The organism is Microbulbifer halophilus (genome assembly GCF_026183675.1).
Taxonomy (GTDB): Bacteria; Pseudomonadota; Gammaproteobacteria; order Pseudomonadales; family Cellvibrionaceae; genus Microbulbifer; species Microbulbifer halophilus.
Genome location: NZ_JAPIVK010000013.1, coordinates 15,637 through 37,749, shown reverse-complemented (window position 1 = coordinate 37,749; position 22,113 = coordinate 15,637). Strand labels below are relative to the sequence as shown.

Annotated in this window: 27 protein-coding genes; 10 read left to right on the top strand and 17 right to left on the bottom strand. The window is 62.8% G+C overall.

Annotated elements, in window-relative coordinates:
• Nucleotides 1-88: 88 nt before the first annotated feature.
• A complete protein-coding gene (cyaY, locus tag OQE62_RS08630) occupies nucleotides 89-418 on the bottom strand; it encodes an iron donor protein CyaY (RefSeq protein ID WP_265721618.1) in 330 nt (109 codons plus the stop codon).
• Between the two features lie 101 nt (nucleotides 419-519).
• Between cyaY and lptM the strand changes: the two genes are divergently transcribed.
• The 7 genes from lptM (at nucleotide 520) to OQE62_RS08595 (ending at nucleotide 6,236) form a co-directional block, all read left to right on the top strand.
• Nucleotides 520-753 carry an LPS translocon maturation chaperone LptM gene (gene lptM, locus OQE62_RS08625; RefSeq protein ID WP_265721617.1) on the top strand — a complete coding sequence of 78 codons (234 nt, stop codon included), beginning with the start codon at nucleotides 520-522 and terminating at the stop codon, nucleotides 751-753.
• Complete coding sequence (gene lysA / locus OQE62_RS08620; protein WP_265721616.1) at nucleotides 750-2,003, top strand: diaminopimelate decarboxylase; 1,254 nt, start codon at nucleotides 750-752, stop codon at nucleotides 2,001-2,003. Before lptM ends, lysA begins: the two co-directional genes overlap by 4 nt.
• Before the next feature lie 75 nt (nucleotides 2,004-2,078).
• Nucleotides 2,079-2,909, top strand: a complete 831-nt coding sequence (gene dapF / locus OQE62_RS08615) for a diaminopimelate epimerase (RefSeq protein WP_265721615.1) — start codon at nucleotides 2,079-2,081, stop codon at nucleotides 2,907-2,909.
• Nucleotides 2,910-2,981: 72 nt separating this feature from the next.
• Nucleotides 2,982-3,713 carry a DUF484 family protein gene (locus OQE62_RS08610; RefSeq protein ID WP_265721614.1) on the top strand — a complete coding sequence of 244 codons (732 nt, stop codon included), beginning with the start codon at nucleotides 2,982-2,984 and terminating at the stop codon, nucleotides 3,711-3,713.
• 128 nt (nucleotides 3,714-3,841) lie between these two features.
• Nucleotides 3,842-4,543, top strand: coding sequence for a tetratricopeptide repeat protein (locus OQE62_RS08605; RefSeq protein WP_265721613.1), 702 nt, complete (start codon nucleotides 3,842-3,844; stop codon nucleotides 4,541-4,543).
• On the top strand, nucleotides 4,544-5,638 hold the full coding sequence (locus OQE62_RS08600) for a sensor histidine kinase (protein ID WP_265721612.1): 1,095 nt from the start codon (nucleotides 4,544-4,546) through the stop codon (nucleotides 5,636-5,638). It abuts the gene before it with no gap.
• A complete protein-coding gene (locus OQE62_RS08595; RefSeq protein WP_265721611.1) occupies nucleotides 5,625-6,236 on the top strand; it encodes a response regulator transcription factor in 612 nt (203 codons plus the stop codon). Before OQE62_RS08600 ends, OQE62_RS08595 begins: the two co-directional genes overlap by 14 nt.
• Nucleotides 6,237-6,258: 22 nt before the next feature.
• On the opposite strand, the gene OQE62_RS08590 is transcribed toward OQE62_RS08595, so the two are convergent.
• The 5 genes from OQE62_RS08590 to OQE62_RS08570 all read right to left on the bottom strand — a co-directional run bounded on the left by OQE62_RS08590 (nucleotide 6,259) and on the right by OQE62_RS08570 (nucleotide 9,790).
• Nucleotides 6,259-6,483, bottom strand: a complete 225-nt coding sequence (locus OQE62_RS08590; RefSeq protein WP_265721610.1) for a hypothetical protein — start codon at nucleotides 6,481-6,483, stop codon at nucleotides 6,259-6,261.
• Nucleotides 6,484-6,887: 404 nt separating this feature from the next.
• Nucleotides 6,888-7,226, bottom strand: coding sequence for a P-II family nitrogen regulator (locus OQE62_RS08585; protein WP_265721609.1), 339 nt, complete (start codon nucleotides 7,224-7,226; stop codon nucleotides 6,888-6,890).
• Between the two features lie 98 nt (nucleotides 7,227-7,324).
• The gene (locus tag OQE62_RS08580) at nucleotides 7,325-8,599 is read right to left on the bottom strand and encodes an ammonium transporter (protein WP_265721608.1); all 1,275 of its coding nucleotides are present in this window, start codon (nucleotides 8,597-8,599) and stop codon (nucleotides 7,325-7,327) included.
• A gap of 83 nt (nucleotides 8,600-8,682) precedes the next feature.
• Nucleotides 8,683-9,021, bottom strand: a complete 339-nt coding sequence (locus tag OQE62_RS08575; RefSeq protein ID WP_265721607.1) for a P-II family nitrogen regulator — start codon at nucleotides 9,019-9,021, stop codon at nucleotides 8,683-8,685.
• Nucleotides 9,022-9,073: 52 nt separating this feature from the next.
• Nucleotides 9,074-9,790: a TorF family putative porin gene (locus OQE62_RS08570; protein WP_265721606.1), complete on the bottom strand. Its 717-nt coding sequence runs from the start codon at nucleotides 9,788-9,790 to the stop codon at nucleotides 9,074-9,076.
• A gap of 526 nt (nucleotides 9,791-10,316) precedes the next feature.
• Between OQE62_RS08570 and OQE62_RS08565 the strand changes: the two genes are divergently transcribed.
• Genes OQE62_RS08565 through OQE62_RS08555 form a run of 3 tightly spaced genes read left to right on the top strand, consistent with a single transcriptional unit; the run spans nucleotide 10,317 to nucleotide 13,371 of the window.
• Complete coding sequence (locus tag OQE62_RS08565) at nucleotides 10,317-10,565, top strand: accessory factor UbiK family protein (protein ID WP_265721605.1); 249 nt, start codon at nucleotides 10,317-10,319, stop codon at nucleotides 10,563-10,565.
• A 45-nt stretch (nucleotides 10,566-10,610) separates the two neighbouring features.
• Entirely contained in the window at nucleotides 10,611-12,110 is a 1,500-nt protein-coding gene (locus OQE62_RS08560) for a YifB family Mg chelatase-like AAA ATPase (RefSeq protein ID WP_265721604.1), read from the top strand.
• 10 nt (nucleotides 12,111-12,120) lie between these two features.
• A complete protein-coding gene (locus OQE62_RS08555) occupies nucleotides 12,121-13,371 on the top strand; it encodes a hypothetical protein (RefSeq protein WP_265721603.1) in 1,251 nt (416 codons plus the stop codon).
• Between the two features lie 224 nt (nucleotides 13,372-13,595).
• Here OQE62_RS08555 and OQE62_RS08550 read toward each other — a convergent pair whose 3' ends face one another.
• The 11 genes from OQE62_RS08550 to OQE62_RS08500 all read right to left on the bottom strand — a co-directional run bounded on the left by OQE62_RS08550 (nucleotide 13,596) and on the right by OQE62_RS08500 (nucleotide 22,083).
• Entirely contained in the window at nucleotides 13,596-13,832 is a 237-nt protein-coding gene (locus OQE62_RS08550; RefSeq protein WP_265721602.1) for a hypothetical protein, read from the bottom strand.
• Nucleotides 13,833-14,204 carry a Tse2 family ADP-ribosyltransferase toxin gene (locus OQE62_RS08545; protein WP_265721601.1) on the bottom strand — a complete coding sequence of 124 codons (372 nt, stop codon included), beginning with the start codon at nucleotides 14,202-14,204 and terminating at the stop codon, nucleotides 13,833-13,835.
• A gap of 244 nt (nucleotides 14,205-14,448) precedes the next feature.
• The gene (locus OQE62_RS08540) at nucleotides 14,449-15,753 is read right to left on the bottom strand and encodes a glycerophosphodiester phosphodiesterase family protein (RefSeq protein WP_265721600.1); all 1,305 of its coding nucleotides are present in this window, start codon (nucleotides 15,751-15,753) and stop codon (nucleotides 14,449-14,451) included.
• A gap of 132 nt (nucleotides 15,754-15,885) precedes the next feature.
• On the bottom strand, nucleotides 15,886-16,743 hold the full coding sequence (bla, locus tag OQE62_RS08535) for a subclass B3 metallo-beta-lactamase (protein ID WP_265721599.1): 858 nt from the start codon (nucleotides 16,741-16,743) through the stop codon (nucleotides 15,886-15,888).
• A 60-nt stretch (nucleotides 16,744-16,803) separates the two neighbouring features.
• A complete protein-coding gene (locus OQE62_RS08530; protein WP_265721598.1) occupies nucleotides 16,804-17,811 on the bottom strand; it encodes a D-cysteine desulfhydrase family protein in 1,008 nt (335 codons plus the stop codon).
• A gap of 27 nt (nucleotides 17,812-17,838) precedes the next feature.
• Nucleotides 17,839-18,399, bottom strand: coding sequence for a GNAT family N-acetyltransferase (locus OQE62_RS08525; protein ID WP_265721597.1), 561 nt, complete (start codon nucleotides 18,397-18,399; stop codon nucleotides 17,839-17,841).
• Nucleotides 18,392-18,877, bottom strand: a complete 486-nt coding sequence (locus OQE62_RS08520; protein ID WP_265721596.1) for a GNAT family N-acetyltransferase — start codon at nucleotides 18,875-18,877, stop codon at nucleotides 18,392-18,394. The genes OQE62_RS08525 and OQE62_RS08520 overlap by 8 nt, the downstream gene beginning before the upstream one ends.
• 10 nt (nucleotides 18,878-18,887) lie before the next feature.
• Nucleotides 18,888-19,346 carry a YaiI/YqxD family protein gene (locus OQE62_RS08515; RefSeq protein WP_265721595.1) on the bottom strand — a complete coding sequence of 153 codons (459 nt, stop codon included), beginning with the start codon at nucleotides 19,344-19,346 and terminating at the stop codon, nucleotides 18,888-18,890.
• A complete protein-coding gene (locus OQE62_RS08510) occupies nucleotides 19,346-19,567 on the bottom strand; it encodes a DUF3565 domain-containing protein (RefSeq protein WP_265721594.1) in 222 nt (73 codons plus the stop codon). Before OQE62_RS08510 ends, OQE62_RS08515 begins: the two co-directional genes overlap by 1 nt.
• A gap of 150 nt (nucleotides 19,568-19,717) precedes the next feature.
• Nucleotides 19,718-21,088: a hypothetical protein gene (locus OQE62_RS08505; RefSeq protein ID WP_265721593.1), complete on the bottom strand. Its 1,371-nt coding sequence runs from the start codon at nucleotides 21,086-21,088 to the stop codon at nucleotides 19,718-19,720.
• Between the two features lie 134 nt (nucleotides 21,089-21,222).
• On the bottom strand, nucleotides 21,223-22,083 hold the full coding sequence (locus OQE62_RS08500) for a helix-turn-helix domain-containing protein (protein ID WP_265721592.1): 861 nt from the start codon (nucleotides 22,081-22,083) through the stop codon (nucleotides 21,223-21,225).
• Nucleotides 22,084-22,113 lie beyond the last annotated feature (30 nt).

Sequence of the window (22,113 nt, the reverse complement as noted above, 5' to 3'; positions counted from 1 at the left end):
TCCACGGGCCCGGTCAATGGTGCGCGACGCGCCCTACGGACTTGGATTCCGGCCTTCGCCGGAATGACGAGAGTAACCCGATATGGGCCTATTCCAGGCCTAGGGAAACCGGCTCGCCCTGCTGCTCGGTGAGCACCCGGTCCAGCAGTGTCGGCAGGTCCTCGCCGGTGGTGGTGCACTTCCAGCCGGGGCTTTCAAAGCTGAGGTGGTAGCCGCCGGAGCGGGCCGCAACCCAGAGTTCGCTGTTGGCGGTCTGGCGGGAGAGAATCACCTGGCTGCCGTTGTCTTCCAGCGTCAGGGTCAGCACCGCGTCCGCGCGCTCGTAGTCGATATCCCACTCGCACTCGTCGAGGGCATCTTCAATCGCGATCAGCGTGCGCTCGATGGCCGCTTCGAATTCCGTCTGGTTCGCCGTCATAGTTACGTCTGTTACTGTGTTCGCTCAAGGACGCCGGTATACTAACAGGCTTTTAGCCTGAATCAGCCACTTCAGGTTCAACCCCGCACAGGACGCTGTCGATGCCGAAAATTCTGCTCCTCCCCCTGGCCCTATTGCTGAGCGCATGCGGACAGAAAGGCCCCCTCTACCTGCCCCAGGAAGCCGCCGAACCGGCGCCGCGCGCCGCGGCCCAACCCGCCGCGCCGTCGGGCGAGGCGCAGACAACACAACCCCCGAACGAAGTGCCGGAAAACGAAGAGTCCCGAGGGGACAGCGAGAAGCCGGCGGTCGAGGAGCCCACAGTAGAAAAATGAGCGATTTCCACTACCGAGATGGCGGCCTCTGGGCCGAAGACGTACCCCTGACACAGATCGCCGAGCAGTTCGGCACCCCCACCTACGTCTACAGCCGCGAGTACTTCGAGACCCAGTACCGCGCCTACGCCGATGCCCTGGGCGATCACCCGGGGCTGATCTGCTATGCGGTCAAGGCCAACAGCAACCTGGGTATCCTGTCGCTACTGGCGCAACTGGGGGCCGGCTTCGATATCGTCTCCGGCGGTGAGCTGGAGCGGGTGCTGATGGCCGGCGGCGATCCGGCGCGGGTGGTCTTCTCCGGCGTGGGCAAGACCGCGCAGGAAATGCGCCGCGCGCTGGAAGTGGGCGTGCACTGTTTCAATGTGGAATCCACCGCGGAGCTGGACCGCCTGGAAAGCGTCGCCGCCGAGACGGGGGCGCGCGCGCCGGTATCCCTGCGGGTAAACCCGGATGTGGATGCAAGGACCCACCCGTATATCTCCACCGGCCTGAAGGAAAACAAGTTCGGCATCGCCATCGACAGCGCCGTGTACGCCTACCGGCGCGCGGCGGCGTCCGGACATCTCGAGGTCGTGGGCGTGGACTGCCATATCGGCTCCCAGCTCACCGAGCTGGCGCCGTTTCTCGACGCCCTGGATCGCCTGCTGCTGCTGATCGACCAGTTGGCGGAGGAAGGCATCCGCCTCAAGCACATCGATCTGGGCGGCGGCCTCGGTGTGCGCTACCGCGGCGAGGAGCCGCCGCCGGTGAGCGATTACCTGGGCGCGGTCCGGGAGCGCCTCGGCGACCGCAAGCTGGAGCTGGTACTGGAACCGGGCCGTTCCATCGCCGCCAACGGCGGCCTGCTGCTGACGCGGGTGGAATACCTCAAGCGCACCGAGGAACACAACTTCGCCATCGTCGACGCCGCCATGAACGACAACCTGCGCCCGGCCCTCTACCAGGCCTGGCAGGATATCGTCGCCGTGGAGCCGGACAACGGCGAGGTGGAGAGTTGGGATATCGTCGGCCCCGTCTGCGAGACCGGTGACTTTCTCGGCAAGCGCCGTGAGCTGGCGCTGCAGCCGGGCACGCTGCTGGCGATGCTTTCCACCGGCGCCTACGGTTTCTCCATGAGTTCGAATTACAATTCCCGTCCGCGCGCTGCGGAAGTGCTGGTGGACGGCGAGCGGACCTACCTGGTCCGCGCCCGCGAAAGCCTCGCCGACCAAGTGCGCGGCGAGAGTCGGGTACCGGAAAAGAACTAAAAACGGGACCCGTGTCCCGGGGCCCATGTGGGCCGGCGGCAAACGCGGCTGTCCACACGATACAAGAGAAAGGGAATGCGCCTCAGATTCACCAAGATGCACGGCCTCGGCAACGACTTCGTGATGCTCGACGGCATCAGCCAGCGCATCAAGCTGTCACCGCAAAAGATCCGCCGCCTGGCCGACCGCCACCTGGGCGTGGGCTGCGACCAGGTATTGCTGGTGGAATCGCCGCGCACACCGGACGCCGACTTCCGCTACCGCATCTTCAACGCCGATGGCGGCGAGGTGGAGAACTGCGGCAACGGCGCCCGCTGTTTCGCCCGCTTCGTGCGCGAGCGGCGCCTGACCGGCAAGCACCGGCTGCTGGTGGAAACCGCCTCCGGCACACTGGAGCTGAACCTGCTCGACGACGGCCGGGTGAGCGTCGACATGGGCGCGCCGGTGCTGGAACCGGAGCAGATTCCCTTCGCCGCCGACGTCCGCGCCGAGAGCTATCCGCTGGAGGTGGACGGCGAAACCTGGCTGATCGGCGCCGTGTCCATGGGCAACCCCCATGCGGTGCTGCTGGTAGACGACGTGGACAGCGCGCCGGTGGAGACACTGGGCCCGAAAATCGAGCACCACGAACGCTTTCCCCAGCGGGTCAACGCCGGTTTCCTTCAGATCCAGTCGCGCACCCAGGCGCGGTTGCGGGTGTTCGAGCGCGGCGTGGGCGAGACCCGCGCCTGCGGCACCGGCGCCTGCGCGGCGATGGTGGCGGCGCGGCTGCGGGACCTGGTGGACGACGAAGTGCAGATACAACTCCCCGGCGGCACCCTGACAATCCACTGGAGCGGACCGGATCGGCCGGTTACCATGACCGGGCCCGCGACCACCGTGTTCCACGGGCAGATTGTTATCTGAAGATTTCTCGCAGGTTGGAGTGCGCTGTGCGAAGTCCGACCTACGTTCAAGCCACGGAAAACAGCCGCAACTATGACGGATCAAAGCGACGCCACCCAATCCCCCGACAGCGCAACGCAGACAGACCAGCGCAGCAAAAAACTGCTGGCGCGCCAGGTGGCCCGCTACCTGATCCAGAACCCAGAATTCTTCGCCGACCACCTGGAACTGCTGGAAACCATCAAGCTGCCGCGGGAAGACGGCCGCACCGTGTCGCTGATGACACACCAGACCAACCTGCTGCGCGAGCGCAATATCGAAATGCGCCAGCGCCTCGACCAGTTGCTGCACAGCGCCCGCGACAACGATCAACTGTTCCTGCACAGCCGCCGCCTGATCCTGGCGCTGCTGGAAACGGAAAATGTGAGCGAAGCCGGCCAGGCGCTCTACCGCAGCTTCCGCGAAGACTTCGGCGTGGAGGTCACCGCCCTGACCCTGTTCGGCCCCCTGCCCGACGGCCACGGCCCCACCGGCGATGTGCGCACCAGCTCCCGCGCCGGCGCCGAGACCGCCATCGGCCCCATCCTGCGCAACGGCCGTACCGTCTGCGGCGTACTGCGCCCGGCGGAGAAGGACTACCTGTTCGGCCGTGAGGCGGGGAAAGTGGCCTCCGCCGCGGTGGTGCCGCTGGCCAACCAGCTCGGCGTTCTCGCGGTGGGTTCCAGCGATCCACAGCACTACCGCTCCAGCCTCGGCACCCTGTTCCTGTCCTATATCGGCGAGGTGCTCGAGCGCATGCTGCCGCGCCTGCTGGAACGCGTATAAACAAAGCAGCGATGACAAATGTCACTGCAAACTGCTGACAAACGGGAGTAGGTTCAGACAGCGCAACACAGAATACTGAGCGGGCACTTCCGGCACAGCCGGAAAACCCACAGACACGGAGTCCGCTCATGAAAACACCTCGTCAGTTAATCGTCGCAACTGCGCTGGGCTGCGCCCTGGGTGCGAACCTCGCCGCGGCAGCCTCGCCCGACGCCGCCGTCGAAGAGGCATTCAACCACCTGGATACCCAGCGCCTCGCCTCCCTGCGGGAAAAAACGCAAGACAACTACCGCAATGCCTACGCCGGCTACCGCCTGGCGATCGCCCGCCACCTCAACGATGAGGCGGGCGCGGAAAAGGCGCTGGACCGGGCCGCGAAGCGGCTCGAAGCCGAACCGCCCGCGGATCGCAACAGCGATGCGACGGCGCTGTTGGCGATGGTCTACGGCTACCGCATCGCGCTCAGCCCCCTGTCGGCGATGCGCTACGGCCCCAGGAGTCACAAGATGGTGCAACACGCACTGGCACTGGATGGGGAAAATCCCCTGGCGCAACTGGCCAAGGGGATCTCCCTGTTCCACACCCCGGGCGCCTTCGGCGGCGACAAGCGCGAAGCGCTCGAGACCTTCGCGCGCGCCGTCTCACTGTATCGCTCCGGCCGCGGCGGCGCCACGGCGGACTGGGGCCTGGCCGAGGCACTGACCTGGCAGGGCCTGACACAGCGGGAGCTGGGTCGCACCGCGGATGCCGAACAGAGCTGGCGCAACGCCCTGGCCGCCCGCCCGGAATACCGCTGGGCGGCGGGCCTGCTCGAGGAGACGGAAGGATAGATGCAAGACCAGGCCCCGCCGGGATACCACCGCTACGCCCCCTGGGTGTGGCTGATCTTTCTCGGCTTCTACCTGATCCGGCCATTCGCCGCTCCCATGGGGGGCGGCGAGTGGCTGCTCTTCGCCGTGGGGCTGGGGCTCTTCCTCTGGGCCTATTTCCGTCTCTTTCGCACCGCAACCCCCGCCCCCTATATCTGGCTGGTGCTGCTGGTGGCCCTGGTGGAAGCACCATTCAACGACGGCGCCAGCGCAATGTTCATCTACGCGGCGGCCTTTTCCGGCAACCTGCTTCCCGGCCGGTCGGCGGCCTGGCATCTCGCCGCCGTACTGGCGCTACTGGGCCTGGAGAGCTGGTGGCTGTCGCTGTCTCCGGCCCTCTGGCTCCCCGCCAGCCTGGTGTCGGTCGCAGTGGCCGCCATGGGAATGCTGGACCGGGTGCGCAGCGAGGCCACACGGCAGAAACTCCGCGACCGCGAAGAGATAGAGCGCCTGGCCGCCGTGGCGGAGCGCGAGCGCATTGCGCGGGACATGCACGATGTGATCGGCCACAACCTGTCCAGCATCGCGCTCAAATCGGAGCTGGCCGAACGCCTGCTGGCGCGGGCCTGCTCCAGCCCCCTGTCGCTGGAGCAGGCGCGGTGCCAGGTCACCGAGGTACAGGGGCTCGCCCGCGCCGCGCTGGCCCAGGCCCGCGAGGCCATCGCCGGCTACCACCGGCGCGAGCTGGGAGCGGAACTGGAACGCCTCCGGCAGTGGCTGCGGGAGCGGGGATTCGCGGTGGAAATAGAGTGGACCGCGACGGCACTGCCGGCGCGGATCGAGTCCGCGGCGGCGATGATTTTCCTCGAGGCCTGCACCAATATCCAGCGCCACTCCAACGGCGACCGTGTCCACCTCACCTGCCGGCGGGAGGGACACCACCTGCTGTTGCGGGTCGCCGACAACGGCGACACCGCCTCCGTCCGCGAAGGCAACGGCCTGCTGGGTATCCGCGAGCGGGCGCGGGAACTGGGTGGCGAAATGCAATACCGCGCCATCGGCGGCGTGCAACTGGAAGTGACCCTGCCACTGGAGGACACCCTTGAATCCGCTTGATCTCCTGATCGCCGAGGACCAGCACATGGTGCGCGGCGCACTGAAGGCGCTGCTGGAACTGGAGGAGGATTTCCGCGTGGTCGGCGATGTGGCCACCGCCGAAGAGGCGCTGGCGCTGCTGCAGCGGCAGCCGGTGGATGTATTGATCTGCGACATCGAACTACCCGGCGTCAGCGGCCTGTCGCTCGCGGAGACGGTCCAACGGCGCTGGCCCGACTGCCGCCGGGTGATCGTCACCACCTTCAACCGCGGCGGCTATATCCGGCGCGCTGTCGACCTGGGTGTGGACGCCTTCCTGCTCAAAGACGCTCCCAGCGAACAGCTGGCAGACGCCATCCGCCGGGCCGCTGCCGGTCGCCGGACACTCGATCCGGAGTTGATGCTCGACGCCCTCGGCGAAACCGATCCGCTGACCACCAAGGAGCGCCGCGCTCTGCAACTCGCCGCCGAGGGCTGCAACACCGCCGGTATCGCCGACCGCCTGTGCCTGAGCGAGGGCACGGTGCGCAATTACCTGTCCGGAGCCATCGGCAAGCTGGGTGCACACAACCGCATCGAAGCCGCACGCATCGCCCGGCAGAAGGGCTGGCTCTACTAGAAACCCAATGCAGATAATCGCGCTAGATCGGCCGGCTGCCGTACTTGGGCTGCGGTTTGCGCGGCGGATCGGCGGTGATTTCCGGGTCTACCTCATTGATGGCGCCACCCCGGGCGAGAAACTCCTCGATTTCGGAGTTCAATCGGCTCCGGGCGCGCTGGCGGGAAGTGATACTGCGCTCCTCGGCAAAGTCCTCGGTATCCTTGTTGCGAGTGTTGCTGCCGTTTTCCTGATAACCATCTTTCATAATCGAAACCCTGTAACTGCTACTCCTGTTACAGAGGAAGTACCCCTGTGCCGCCCGGACCGGGCTTTCCCGAACGGGCCGAATGCGATTCGCCGTCCGGCGCTCCCGGTAAGTCGCGGCGAATAATATATAGGCACTGTGCAGCCGCATCGCCAGCGGATCGCGGTATCGCGCGTAGAGTTTTTTGTTGCGGAATAGCGCCAATTTATTGCACTTGGTTATAAATTGTGCAGAAAGGCAATTTTGCGCCAACAACAGCCGGGTGAATCCTGCCAGGACAGAGGGGAATCAGGGGGGCCGGCGATATTTTTTGCCGCCCCGGAAACAGAAAAAGCCCCGGAAGGGGCTTTCGGCGGTGCGCGGCAGTCTTGACCTCCACCGCACACTGCGACGTCGCGGGCAACTTAAACCGCTTCGCTGCCGGTCTCGCCGGTGCGAATACGGATCACTTCTTCCAACGCCGTGATGAAGATTTTGCCGTCGCCGATCTTGCCGGTCTGGGCGGCCTTGGTGATGGCTTCCACGGCGCCATCCACCATGCCGTCATCCACGGCCAGTTCCAGCTTCACCTTGGGTAGAAAGTCCACCACGTACTCGGCGCCGCGATAGAGTTCAGTGTGGCCCTTCTGGCGGCCAAAACCTTTGACCTCGGTCACTGTCATGCCCTGTACGCCCACTTCGGAAAGCGCGGTGCGCACGTCATCCAGCTTGAAGGGCTTTACCACAGCCGTTATCAATTTCATTTTGCACTATCCCCTTTTATGAGGCTCTGGGTTGTTCGCGGTCTTGTGGGAGCGGGCCCCGCACCTGCGGCGGCTGGCTCCCACCTCAATGAGCAGGCTCAGTTGCTCATAAACTCGGGGTAAGCTTCCATTCCGCATTCCACCAAGTCAACACCTTCCTGCTCTTCTTCGTCGCTGACACGGATACCGGTGATGGTCTTGAGCAGGAACCACACGGCGAAGGATGCGGCGAAGACCCAGGCGAAGATGGTGACGGCGCCGATCAGCTGGCCGGAAAAACTAGCGCCGCCGTCCTCGGTCAACGGATTGGTGACCGGCACCAGCATCAGGCCGAGGAAACCGACCACACCGTGCACGGAAATGGCGCCCACCGGATCGTCGATCTTCAGCTTGTCCAGGGTGACGATGGAGAAAACCACCAGTACACCGCCCAGGGCGCCGAACAGGGTCGCCTGCAACGGCGTCGGCGTGGATGGCTCCGCGGTGATCGCCACCAGCCCGGCCAGGGCGCCGTTCAGCAACATGGTCAGGTCGGCCTTGCCGAACAGAATACGCGCAGTGACCAGCGCGGCGATGGCGCCACCGGCAGCCGCGGTATTGGTATTCAGGAACACTACGGCCACCGAGTGGGCACTGGCGGCGTCGCCCAGCTTCAGTACGGAACCGCCGTTAAAGCCGAACCAGCCCATCCACAGGATAAAGGTACCCAGGGTCGCCAGCGGCAGGTTGGCACCCGGGATGGCGTAGACTTCGCCGTTGGGGCCGTACTTGCCCTTGCGCGCGCCCAGCAGCAACACGCCGGCCAGGGCTGCTGCGGCGCCCGCCATGTGCACGATGCCGGAACCGGCAAAGTCGGAGAAGCCCAGGTCACCCAGGTTGTACATGCCGAAGACATCGGCGCTGCCCCAGGTCCAGGAACCTTCCAGCGGGTAGATGAAGCCGGTCAGCACTACAGCAAAGACCAGGAAGCTCCACAGCTTCATGCGCTCCGCCACGGCACCGGAGACGATGGACATGGCCGTGGCCACGAACACCACCTGGAAGAAGAAATCCGAAGCACCGGAATAGACGGAACCGCCATCGAAGCCGGCCTCGGCCGAATCTGACAGCACGCTTTCCAGGCTGAAGGCATCGATACCGTTCAGCAACCAACCGCCGTCGTACATGATCGCGTAGCCGCTGATCAGGTACATCACACAGGCGATCGCAAACAGCGAGACGTTTTTGGTGAGAATTTCAGTGGTGTTCTTCGAGCGCACCAGGCCGGCTTCCAGCATGGAAAAGCCCGCGGCCATCCACATGACCAACGCGCCGCACACGAGGAAATAAAACGTATCAATTGCGTACTGCAATTGAAAAACTTGATTTTCCATCTTTCGCTCCGTTCAATCCCGAAAGTTTTGAGAACTTATTTATCTGTTTTCGGCGAACTCAAAATTAATGTTAAAGCCGCCGTTTAAATCGCCTCCGCGCCGGTCTCGCCGGTACGGATGCGCACAACCTGCTCCAGGCCGGAGACAAAAATCTTCCCGTCGCCGATCTTGCCGCTTTGCGCGCCACTCCCCACGGCCTCCAGCACGGTGTCCAGCTGGCTGTCTTCCACAGCGATCTGCAGCATGGTTTTGGGCAGGAAGTCGACCACATACTCGGCTCCGCGATAGAGCTCGGTATGCCCCTTCTGCCGCCCAAAGCCTTTCACCTCGCTGACGGTGATACCGTTGACACCGGCCTCGGCCAGGGCGTCGCGCACCGCGTCGAGCTTGAAAGGTTTTATGATTGCGGTGACCAGTTTCATTGGTGCTCCCCCATAGTAATGTGGCCCCACTGCGGCGAGCAGGGCCGACCCGTTACCAGCTGTAGGTGGCTCCGGCGATCACGGACGCCTCACACCAGTCGGTGTCCCAGCACTCCTCTTCACTGGCATCGGTACCCACCAGCGACGCACTCAGGTTCAGGCCGCCGAAGTCCCTGCCCACGGAAACCGAGTAGTCGATATAGGAATCCGAACCGTCCGACAGGAAGGCGACATCGTCGAACATGTTCGCGCCCAGGTGCAGATCCAGACTCAGGTCCGCCGGCAGGGCGAAGCTGTACTCGGCGTAGGGGTAATAGAAGGTGCCGGTCTCCGCCCAGTAGTCGTCGGAGTAGGCCAGGCCCAGGGTCAGGTCGGACACGCTGACGCTGCCGTAGACTTCCTGGTAGTCCTCGTCCCAGTCACTGCCGTGATAGGCGTAATAGATGTAGCCGACGTCGTAGCTGACGGTGTCGCTGACCTCACCGGCGTAGCCGCCGTAGATGTCCTGCTCGTAGTCGGTTTCATCGGCACCGTAGGCGAAGTCCACCTGGGAGGCCCAGGTGCCCAGGTAAACACCGTTGCCGAAATCAAGGTCGACGCCGCCCTGCACCGCCGCGCCGCCATCGCTCTGGGAAATACCGCGGAATTTGTAGTCGGTTACCACACCCAGGTTGCCGCTGGCGGAAAAGCCGCCCTCGACCGCGTGTGTTGCGGAGGCCATGCCCAGGGCAAACGCCCCGCTCGCCATAACTGCAGCGATCTTATTCATCGTTGTGTTCACCTTTATTCTCCTCGGTCTCTGTGACCCGTCGTGTCTCGTCGTCAATTTATTATTCGTTGCAGCCCGCAATCCGCTTCGGGGGGCCGGCCACTGCGGATTGGCGGCGGCCGCTCTCGTTTCGCCTTGTGGGCATATCGGGCCCGGCGGCAGGTGACAGTCCGCGCAGGAACACATGCACCAAGCTGCACAGGGTTTAGTGCAGGCTTGATGCCAACTTTGCAATTTAATGAAAAATCAACGGTTTAGCGGTCGTCCGGAGCGGTTCCGAAAGGCGGGGGAAGGGGACTCCGCCAGACACTGCGCACCAGAATGGGACAGGCACCCGGAGCATGCACAGAAGTGGTGAACCATTTGGCGCTGATGAACCAATGCGGAGCACCCCGCCGGGGCACCAGCGCAAACTTCGGTCGCCAGCGCTCGCGGGCGGACAAAATACGGCGCGGCTTTAGTGTTGCCGTCGGCGCGGGTACAATCGGCGATCAGTAAAGAGCCCATTTTTAGTGAGGGATTGCCGGTGTCGGCGGACAAACTGCAAGATTTATTGCGCGAACTGCAACAACAGGGGGCAGTGGTCACCAGCGATCTGCGCGATGCCCTGGCCGTGGCCCTGGGTAGACTGCCGCTGGTGTCGCAGCGCGAATTCGATACCCAGGCGGAGATCCTGCAGCGCACGCGGGAGAAACTGGCCCGGGTCGAGGCGCAGGTGGAGGTACTGGAACAGGCCCTCGCCGAGCGGGAAAAAGGGAATCCCCCCGGCGACTGACCGGACAGCCCCTCAGGGAAGAGGAAAAGAGCCAAGGATGCCGTTTTGAGTCTCTCCGTTACCTACAGTCGCGCCCAACTGGGTGTCGATGCCCCCCAGGTCACCGTCGAAACCCACCTGGCCAACGGTCTCCCCGCCTTCCACATCGTCGGCCTGCCCGAGGCAGCGGTGCGCGAGAGCCGCGACCGGGTGCGCAGCGCGCTGGTCAACAGCCACTTCGAATTCCCGCAGCGGCGCATCACTGTCAACCTGGCACCGGCAGACCTGCCCAAGGAGGGCGGCCGCTACGACCTGGCGATCGCCATCGGCATACTCGCGGCGTCCGGACAGGTGCCCGACGAGCCGCTGGCTCACTACGAATTTATCGGCGAGCTGGCACTGACCGGCGCCCTGCGCGACGTCAGCGGCGCCCTGCCCGCCGCCATCGCCTGCGGTGACGCGGAGCGCCGGCTGGTGGTACCGCGGGATAGCGGCGGCGAGGCAGCGCTGGCCGGCGGCGAGGTCAGGATCGCGGAATCGCTGCTGCAGGTCTGTGCCGAACTCCACCAGCGGGAAGCCATGCCCGCGGCGACAAGCGAGACGAAAGAGACGGCTCCCACCTGCGCCGACCTGGCGGACGTGCGCGGCCAGTTAAAGGCGCGGCGCGCACTGGAAGTGGCCGCGGCCGGCAACCACAACCTGCTTTTCTACGGTCCGCCCGGCACCGGCAAAACCATGCTCGCCAGCCGCCTGCCCGGTATACTGCCGCCGCTGGCAAGGCGCGAGCTGATCGACGTCGCCGCCGTCTACTCCAGTGCCGGCCTGCCGCGGCTGCTGCAGCGCCCCTTCCGTGCCCCACACCACTCCGCCTCGCCCACCGCGCTGGTGGGCGGCGGCAGCAACCCGCGCCCCGGGGAAATATCCCTGGCCCACCGCGGCGTGCTGTTTCTGGACGAAATGCCCGAGTTTCCCCGCCACGCGCTGGAAATTCTGCGCGAACCGTTGGAAAACGGCGAGGTGCGCATCTCCCGCGCCCGCGCCCAGGTTACCTTCCCGGCCCACTTCCAGCTGGTGGGTGCCATGAACCCCTGCCCCTGCGGCTACCTGGGTGAACCCCGCTGCCGCTGCACCCCGGACCAGATAGACCGCTACCGCAACAAACTGTCCGGACCGCTGCTGGACCGCATCGATATGCAGGTGGAAGTGGCGAACATGACCGCGAGCCAGTTGCAGGATGCGCCGGCCGGGGAATCCTCGGCGACCGTACGCGAGCGGGTGATACAGGCTCGGGATCGGCAGTTGCAGCGCCAGGATAAGATCAATGCGCAGTTGCAGGGTGCGGAACTGGATCGCTTCTGCGCGCTGGGCAAAAGCGAGCAGGCGCTGTTGCGGCAGTCGGTGGAACAACTGGGCCTGTCGGCGCGCAGCTACCACCGGGTGCTCAAAGTGGCGCGCACGCTAGCGGACCTGGCAGGAGAAGAAAAGATCGGTTCGGGACAGATTGCGGAGGCGCTGGCCTACCGCAATCTGGATCGCCGGCAACTGCCGGCAGATCTCTCGACGTAAAGCTTGAAAATTGGAGAATCGAATTATCAGCATAAACTCACCGCTACCGAAACCCGGAAATTTCCAGACCGAATTCAAAAAACTTCTGGAAACCCTGCATCAATGCGTGGAGACAGAGAGCCGAAAATCCTTTCAGGAAATCATAGAGCAAAACAGCCATCTTCGGATTTACTCCCTGGGTCTTTACTATTCCGCCGGAAGCTGGAGCTATCTCTGCCCGACCTATGCATCCGAAGAGGGGCTGGCTCATTCGGCTGGGGTAAGTGCGAGACATTCTCCGGCGGATGAAGAAGACCTGAAAGTCACCCTGCGCTGGAGCCCCTGTGACTCACCCCACCACGCAGAGGAGAAACTTGAATCCATGATGCCCGAGACAGAGGCTGCGCTAGATCACATACGCGATTTTTTTGACAGCATCGACCCGCTCTATGCCCCTAAATCGTGGCCCAAGGGGAGCATCTCGGAAGATTATTACCAGCTCATAAGGGAGGCGCATGAAGAAATTCGCTCCACCGTCATTCTAGCCCTGCAAGCCTCCCTGAAAGACCAGCCCCTGAGAGACTTTTTCGACTCCCGGCATTGCGCCCTGACCCTGAATGCGGGCGAAATCTCGGCAAGTGACTTCCTGAAGAACATCAAGCCCCTGAACAACCCTGAAACCTTTTCCAGGGTCGCGATTGAAATAGTCGAAGCTTCCGAAGCCCAGGCAGTTGAAGATGCGTTGTGGAATTTAAAGATGAGAGAGGAGGCCGAGAATCCACCCACCACTGATCTCAAGGTAGGAGATTTCAGTAAGGTCATCGAGGGATTTTCCCCGGCGTTTATCACCCATGGAGATTCGGTTTTCCTGGATATCGAACGAGACCGCCCGCTCTCCGAGGGAAACTTATCTGAGGAGATGGAAAACAGAATAGAGCTCATGCAGCTCCTGAAGACCTCCCCTCATTTCGAAGAGCTTGACAAGCTGTACGGACATTTCATTGGCAACCAATTCGAAACGGAGGATTTACTGCCCTGTATCGCCAGGGAGCTGACCATCAATCTCGGAAAGGCTCTGGCCGCGCAGTTCGCGGATCGAACATTCCGGGTATTGATGGTTGTCGACCGGCATTCGCTCTACTACATCACCTTATGTTGCAAGCGCAATGATAGCCATGAATTCAATGCGCTGGAACATAAGGTTTTCGGCGGCGTTTACGAAGTATACGAATTCAGTGGAAACAGGATTTCCCTTGTAAGCCCATCGGAAACTACGCACTGAATTCATTATGACGATGACCTGTACAGGGCAAAGCGAACCACAGGGTATCCCGATGGTACCTATAAGAAGGAGTGTGCTGCAGAGCCTGATCAGTGGCTGCCCTGTGACAGTCCGGCCATTACTGGCGAAGATTAAATCGGGAACACATATCCACTTGCCAGCCCCGATGGTTTATGCTGTCGGGGCTTTTTTATAGCGGTCGAGTTGTGTGACCTGCACGATGTTTAGTAGGTGGCGTCGCTGACAATAAATGCGTTGGCGTCGAACACCTTTTCGCCTTGCTCCTTTAGCTCCTCCTTATACAAACGCAAAGCTATGATATCGTTGAGAGCGTCAGCCCCCTCGTCGGAGTCCTCACCGTATTTCTCTACCAGCTTTAGTAGTGCTGTCTCCCTTGCGTGGAGCGACACCCAGAGTAGGTTAAAGGTGCTTCGGTCTACCTTGAGTTCAAGTTCGCGCATTTAGGCCTGCCTCTTGAATACTTTTCGACACTGGATTGCCACTTGTTCCAGTAATCCTATGTACTGGTTCAGGGGCATATTGTGAGTCGGCGCCAGCATGTGGTGCCCTTTCGAACCACGCTCTACGAGTTTGAGCCCCGGCGGGAAGGTTGTTCCGCTACGAATCTCCCACACCCAGCCTGACAACGGGCTCTTCTCAAGCCCTGCCCGATTGAACAGGCTGACGCCGTTCCCATCGGCCACGATGACTTCTACGTCGTTGACGGTTATCGTGTTTATTTCGCGGGGTCTCACTGCTGATAGGCGGGAGGAAGTGGAGTTCCCTAGTCGGTATAGGTCTTCCTTCGATATATAGAGATTTTCGGAGTTCATAGCCAGTCGTCCTTATCCTTGGCGTAGCTTTGAAGGACAACCATATTGCCACCGGCGTAACAGGAGTCAATAGCGCGGCTGGACATTCCCCAACCCACTCGATTAGTCATTATCCCGGAGGGCTCCGCTTTCCGAGTCAGCGGCTCTCAATCGGTTCCCGTACGGTGCAGGGCAGATTGCGGAGATTTTGTGGCCTACCACCGCAGCCTGGCCCGGAGGCAGTCAGCCGAAACCTGACCCGGGGTCAACGCCGTCTGTGAGTCCGGTTCCGGCTCGGCTTGACGCAGCTCGCGTAAAAGCTGACGGTGGCGGGCCAGTCGGAGAATATCCCGCTGACGCCGACGTCCCGCGCCAGGGTGTCGATCACTTCCATCACATCGCCCTCGCGGGAGATGGCTTCATCGATAGTCTGGTAATAAAAACCGTTGTCGCCGTCGGCGAGCATTCCGGAGCGTTCCAGTGACCAGGCAATGATGCCAAAACCCGATTCTTTGAGATTTTCCGCGTACTCGGATGGCACCAGGTTGTTATCCGCATCCAGCGCGAGCAGGGCAAAGATAGGCGGAGCCACTATGTTGATGCCACTGGCCCTGTCTTCGTTGAGCTCGGCCAGGTCCGGCAGTTCGCCCGGGGAGCCCGCATCTTCCAGGTACACCGCCTGCCGGCCAAACGCGGGGTCGTTATCGATCCAGTAGAGGACATCGTCCCGGTTGAAAGACTGCGGATACACATCCCGGGCCGGGACACCGGCTGCCCGATACTCGTCGATCATCTTGCGGGCAAAATCTTCCTGGGTGAAACCGTCGAACGGCATCTCGACACTCGGCGCCTTCAGCTCGGGCGTCATCTTCACGCCCAGCTTCCTGAACAGCGCGATGCTTTCGGCGTGGGTCATCAGCGTCCCGCTGTCGGGGCCCGAGTACAAATCGGTGCGCCAGTCCGCCGTGCCGTCGACGAACTCCTCCGGCGTCTGTGCTCGCGGATTGAATGCATCCATCTTGCCCCGCAGCGACCTGAACTCGGTCAGGGTGATCTCGCTGGTGCGACACTCCGCGGATGCGGGCGATACCAGGCTGCCGTCATCGGCAATCACCGCCGGCGTGAACGGCTTGACGCAGGTGTCGGCTAGATCGGTCAGCAGGATGTTGGTGGTGGTGGCGAGGTCATTCTGCGCGTGGCGGCACACGAGTTCCTTGTCCCGGGTGAAAGTCACATCGCACTCGAGGATACCGGCACCCATGCGGTAGCCGGCCTCATAGGATTCCCTGGTGTGCTCGGGAAACTGCATGGGTGCGCCGCGGTGGCCGATGGAAAAAAGTGTGCGCTTCGGCTTTTTGTCCAGGCAGGCCTGCAACTCTTCCTTGAGTGCGCCCTCTTCCATATCGTTGACGAGATACTGTGGGCGCGGACCGAGCTGAACACTGTGGCCCCGCTCCCTGTCACTCTTTTTTCCCAGATCGCTCGCGATAACCTGGCTCGGCACAATCGAACCCAAACCGATGACAATGGCTGTAATTAGCGCGATCGACTTGCCTGCCAACTGGCGCATGGTGCCCATTCTCCCGTTTTCCTGCCTATGGAGGCTGTTAAACAGCCGCGATATGACATCTGCATTAAAGGTATCCTGCGCCGATACGGGCTACAAACTGTCGGTGCGCACAGCGACTTTACCGGCTGTTTTTCATGGTTCCGCCAGCTGTTGCTCGAATTTCTTTTCCGCGCTGTTTACATAGGCGTGACAATCGACCTGCTCTTCCTGTACCGCGGTCCCTTTGTAAACCCAACCGCTGGCACCGGGATGCGGGGTCAGCAACAGGTCGCAGGGCAGTGCGCGCACGGTTTCAAATGTCTCACGGTAGTCTTCGACGATCTTCGGGTAGCGGGGATTGTCGAGCAGTCGGTATCCGGGCGCGGTAAGGCTGTCGACATAGGCGATATCCACGGTTTTACCATCGCGACCATCGCGCCAGGTCCAGGCCAGGCTGCCCGGTGTGTGGCCGGGAATAAAATGGGCCTTCAGTTTCAGTTCGCCGAGCTGGATTTTCTCGCCGTCCTGTACCAGGCGGTCCGCCTGCACCGGCGGATACAGAATGCCGTCACCGAAGTGAATATCGTCGGCACCGCCGCGGGCCATCAGCACGGCGGATTCAGCGTTGCTGACCAGTTGCGCGCCGGTGGTGCGCTTGATCGACGCCAGTGGCCCCGTGTGATCGCCGTGGGCGTGGCTGTGCAGAATCAGTTTCAGGTCCGCCGGCGCCACCCCCAGCTTTTTCATATTGGCGAGCAGGTGCTCGGCCGCCTGGGGCATACCGCCGTCGATCAGGATAGCGCCGTCTGTGGTTTTCAGCAGCAGCGAGGTCAGTTCGGCCGTGCCTATCTGCCAGGTATTGTCGGCAATACGCAGCGGTTTCACCGGCTGGCGCCAGGCTTCCGGCACCTCATAGGCCTGGATTTGCGGCAGGGGATTGATGGTCTCGGCCTGGGCCGCGGTCAGCCCGAGCAGCATGGTTATCGCCAACAGCTTTGTTTTTCCGGTCATCTTTTATCGGCTCTTGTCCTGAAAAGGTATTCGAGTGACCTGTTCTCCGACGGTTCCCCGTCAGATCGGTGGCGGTGCGGAAATATTCAGTGTTTCGGCGTAGGCAAACAGCGCCGGCGCGCCGCCGGTGTGCCAGAAAAGTACGCGGTCGGTGTCGCTGAATTTTTTCCGGCGCAGCAGGTCGATCAGTCCGGCCATGGCGCGGCCGGTGTAGACCGGGTCCAGCAGTATGCCCTCGGTGCGCGCCAGCAGCTCAATCGCCTCTCTTTCCGCATCGCCGACCACGCCGTATCCGCCGCCGATATAGTCGTCGTTCAGGTTCAGTTCCTTTTCGTCGAAGCGGAAATCGCTGCCGATCAACGCTGCGCTGCGGTTGGCCAGCTCGAGGATATGCTGCGCGAATGGTGTCTCGCCGCTCTCGCCTTTGTCGATGTTAATTCCCAGTATTTCACAGTCCTGTGCCAGCATTTTTTTGCCCAGCATCATACCGGCGTGGGTACCGCCGGAGCTGGAGGCGAAGACGATATGGCTGAAGGAGAGATGGTACTCGCGGCACTGGCTGTCCAGTTCTTTCAGGGCAGCGACGAAACTCAGCGCCCCCAGTTCGCTGGAGCCGCCGTAGGGCACCACATAGGGATTTTTGCCGGCGCTTTTCAGGTAGTCGACGATATCCGGAATATCCTCGCCCTTGCGATGGGCGCCGGTCCAGTGGATATGAGTGCCGAACAACTGGTCCAGCAACAGGTTGCCGCTGGCGGCCGCCGGTTCGTGGCCGCCGAGCACCAGGTGGCACTCGAGCCCCAGCGTCGCCGCCGCGGCGGCGGTCTGGCGGCAGTGATTGGACTGCGCCGCACCGGCGGTGACGATGGTGTCGGCACCGGCGGCCAGCGCGTCGGCGAGAATAAATTCCAGCTTGCGGGTCTTGTTGCCGCCCAGGGCCAGGCCGGTCTGGTCGTCGCGCTTGATAGTGAGCTGCGGGCCGCCGAACTGTTCCGTGAGTCTGCGCAGCGGCATCAGCGGTGTGGGGAAGAAACCCAGGCACTGCCTGGGCAGATGATCGGTCGGCATTGTCCCTCGCCTTTCATTGATTGCCGTTTATCGCTGCTCCCGCCACTCGGCGGCCGTCAGCCGGTAGAGGCAGTGGCGCCGCAGCGGGCTGTCCGCCGGCAGTAGCGGGTGGTCGAAAACCTGTGGCTCCTCGCGCATGTGCAGACGCTCCATGACCCTGCGCGAGCGCGTATTCTGTACTGTGGCAAACGAGACGATCTCCGGCAGTTGCAGTGCATCGAACGCCACGCGCAGCGTCTCCCGCGCGGCCTCCACGGCGTAGCCGCTGCCCCAGTAGGGAACGGCGAGACGCCAGCCGATTTCCACGCAGGGCGCGAACGGCAGTTCCGCCGGCGCGTGTTTCAGGCCCACGAAACCGATAAAGGCACCGTCTTCGAGGCGCTCGGCGGCCCAGAAGCCCCAGCCGTGTTCATCGATATGGGCGATCTGGCGATCCACCGTGGCATCGCTGGCAGCGCGGTCCAGGGTCGACGGGAAATATTCCATCACCTGCGGGTCGGCGCACATGGTCGCGAATGGGGCGCGGTCGGCATCGCGCCACTGGCGCAGCAGCAGGCGGTCGGTTTTCGGTTCCATCAATTCAGCCATATCGGGTAAAAACCTCTGCCGGTGCAACCATATAATCGCAGACTTCCAACCACTCCGCTGAACCGGGGTAGTGGGCGAACTCGAAACCGAGTTTACCGTACAGGGCTTTCGCGACGGTATTGTCCTTGAGCACGAACAGCGAGCACTCACCGACACCCAGATCCGCACAGCCGCACCGGATCAGCTCGGTCACCAGTGTCCGGCCGACGCCGGCCCCGCGGTGTGCGGGCGACACGATCAGGCGTCCCAGGTGGCAGCGGTCGAGCCGCCGGTAGTACTGGCCGAAAGCGAGCGTCGTGCCGTTATCGTCGACCAGTCTGTAGCTGGGCAGTTCAGTCCAGCGGCAATCCTGCAGAAAAGTCTGTTCGCTGAATGGGTAGCGGAATGCCGGCCCGCCCCACTGCAGGCAGGCGCGCTCGTCCGGCAGCCAGTTCATCAGGGTCCGTAGATGCTCTTCTGTGGCGGTGACCAGTTCCATCAGAACGCTCTCAGGATTTGCGGCGGCTGGCCGCCAGCCACTTGTCCAGTTGGTCGGCAAACGCCTTGCGATCCTGCTGGTTCAGCGCCGGCGGACCGCCGGTGTGCAGGCCACTGGCACGCATGGTATCCATAAAATCGCGCATGTTCAGCCGCGCGCGGATATTCGCTCTGGTGTGGCGCTCGCCGCGGGGGCTGAGGGCGGTTGCGCCCTTGTCGATCACCTCGGCGGCCAGCGGTATATCGCTGGTGATCACCAGGTCGTCGGCTTCGCAGCGCTGCACGATTTCATTGTCGGCCACATCGTAGCCGGCGGTGACCTGTACGGAGCGAATAAAGCGCGACGGCGGCACGCGCACCGGCTGGTTGGCCACCAGCGTCATGGGCGTGCTGGTGCGTTCGGCGGCGCGGAACAGGATTTCCTTGATCACCACCGGGCAGGCGTCGGCGTCGACCCAGATTGTTGCCATCAGTGTTGTACCTCGTCGGGCCGGTCCGGCGGCGCGTTTTCGTCGCACTTTTTGCAATTCAGGCGGTGGCCGAGCATGGATTCGCGCCCCGTTTCTGTGGTCACCCAGGGGCGGTTCTGCCAGGGCGGATCGTGTCGCACATGCTGGTTGTGGCCACAGGCGAGTTGCGCCACCCAGTGGTTTTCATCGTCGCGGTGATAGCCGGTGATGGCTTGCTGCATGGGGTTGCCGACCGGGGAATTTGTGGGAGTTATAGCGAATTGGGGGCGGGATGTATATGGGGAGGGGCGGGCCTGCGGCCCGTTTGCGGAGCCGGAGCTCCGCGGTCCCGGGGGATGCCGAGCCGGGGCTCGGCGTTCCCGGCAGGGGAGTCAGTTTTCGGTGGCTTCCGGGGCCGGGGCCTCGCGTTTGCCCCAGCGGGGCAGATTGCCGTTGACCGCCACCAGCAGAAAGGCCGCCACGGCAATGGCGATCCAGACGTCGAACATCGCCAGTATATAGCCGATCACCAGCGCACAGACCATTTCCAGCGGTTTCTTCACCAGCGGTGCCGCCACCATGAAACAGGCGAAGGCGGTAAGTGCGAGTGTGAGCATCAGGGCAATTTCCATCAGCGGCCGGATCAGGCTGATCATGGGCCAGCAGACGTAAATCAGCGGAATGCCGAAGCAGTAGTAGGAGGCAATACCGCTGCGCAGGTCCGCCATCTTGTCGCGGCCGGATTTCCACACCCCGACCACCACCGCGTGGACGCCGGTCCAGAGCACACCCTGGTAGGGAAACAGCGGCGCCAGTACCGCGGAAATACCGTTGCGCACCGCCAGGTTGAGCTGGGTGCGCTCGAAGTTGGTTTCGACGGGGTCGTCCGGGCGCGCGCCCTGGGCGTTGCGGATCATCTCCGTGCCGGTGACGAAGTCGCCGAACACGATCACATAGGCCACGAACGCCAGCGGCAACACTTCCAGGTACATGGCCAGCGGCGGCCAGCCGATATACAGCGGCGAGGCCTTGGCCATCATGTCCCCCATCGGCGGAATCAGCCAGCCCCATTGGATATCGAACTGGATTTCGCCCACCGCCATGCCCACCAGCGCGGCGGCGACAAAGCCGGGCAGGAGTCCCAGGGTGCAGATGGAATCGATCAGCCGGCTGCGGCCGCGCAACTGCTGGATAGGCGTGGAAAAGGTAAACAGCAGTGCCACGGCGAGCGCGGTACAGGCACTGGCCGGGTGCGTCTGGAACAGCTCCACATCCTTGACGAACACCCGGTCCAGCGCCGAGATGGCGGCACCGAAAATGATAGCGGCCTTCAGGGTGCCCGGTATCGATGCCATCACCCGCTTCGACAGTCCTGTGAGACTGAAAAATACGGCGATTGCGGCGAGACACAGCGACAGCGCCGTCATCGCCTGGAATCGCTCCGGCCCCTCGGGGTAGCCGCTGACGATAAAGGTCAGCGCCAGGGGGAAGGCCGGTGTCAGCATTCCCGGAGCAAAGGCGTCGCCGAAGAAAATGAAGGACGCCGCGAGTAGCGAATTGGCCACCAGGATCAGCGCCACCGCCTCCTGGAAGCTGAGACCGAAGTAGCCGATCATCACCGGCGCCATGATCATGCTGGTACTGCCGGCCACCACCAGGCCCTGGATCACCTGCGAGGGAACAAACTTCAGGTGCAGGAATGGTACGCAGAATGTGAAAGGCCCCCAGCGCCAGCCGCGGGACGGATTGGTTTGGTCACTCATCGCTACTGCCTCTGGTTATTGTTATCTAAGGCTGAATTGTCTAGTGGCAGAATAGCAGGGGACCGGGGGCCCGCCATTATTTCAGAGGTAATATTTCGGGCAATTTGCGATAGGACCGGATCGGGCAGCGGCAATCAGAGACCGCGGAACAACAGCGGGTGCTCCGCCGGCACCGCCGCCAACGCCACCTCGTCCAGCAGCGGCGCGCCGTCGTCGCGGTAGATGCGGCCGATCAACAGGCGCGGATGTACCAGTTGCGAGGCCGTGGAGAGGGTATCGTTGTACACCGTCAGCGGGCAGACACCGCCATCGGCCATCAGCAAGACCGGGTAGTCACTGGTATGCAGCAGCCGTTTGCTCAGTTTTTCCCAGCCGTCGGGAATGGATCCGGACGCCTGCAGCCGCTCCAGCAGCGCCCAGCCCTCCGGGTCGTCCCCCTGCAGCGTCTCCATGGTGATATACAGCGCCAGACCCGCGGCCAGCGCCATGCCGTTGTGCATCAGCGGGCGCAGGCCTCTGGGGTTCATCATCAGCTCGTAGATATTGGCATCATTTTCCAGCAGGGCCGGATCCACCCGCGGCAGGAAGAACGCCAGCCAGGCGCGATTGACCGCCAGCAGACGGCCGTAGCTGTCGTGCACGAACGCCGGCGAGGGCTCGCTGCGCTCCAGTGCCACGCGCATGGATTTGTGCAGCCACTCCGCCAGTTCCGGGCTGTCGAACAGCGACTGGTCGGTGGCAAAACCGGCGGCTTCAAACAGGTAGGCGCGGTCCCGGGCCGACAGCTCGAAGATATCCGCCAGCGTCTGCACCACGATACGCGAGGGTTTCGAGCGACCGGTCTCGAGAAAGCTGATATGGCGGGTGGACACCCCCAGCGGGCCGGACAACTGCTCCTGGGACAGGCCGCAGACCTTGCGCCAGAAATGCATCAGGCGGCCGAAGGCGGTCTCGCTCTTGGATTTCTCGACCAGGGACAGCGCGGATGGCTTCATGTTCGGAGCTTCTCGTTATCATTCGTTCGC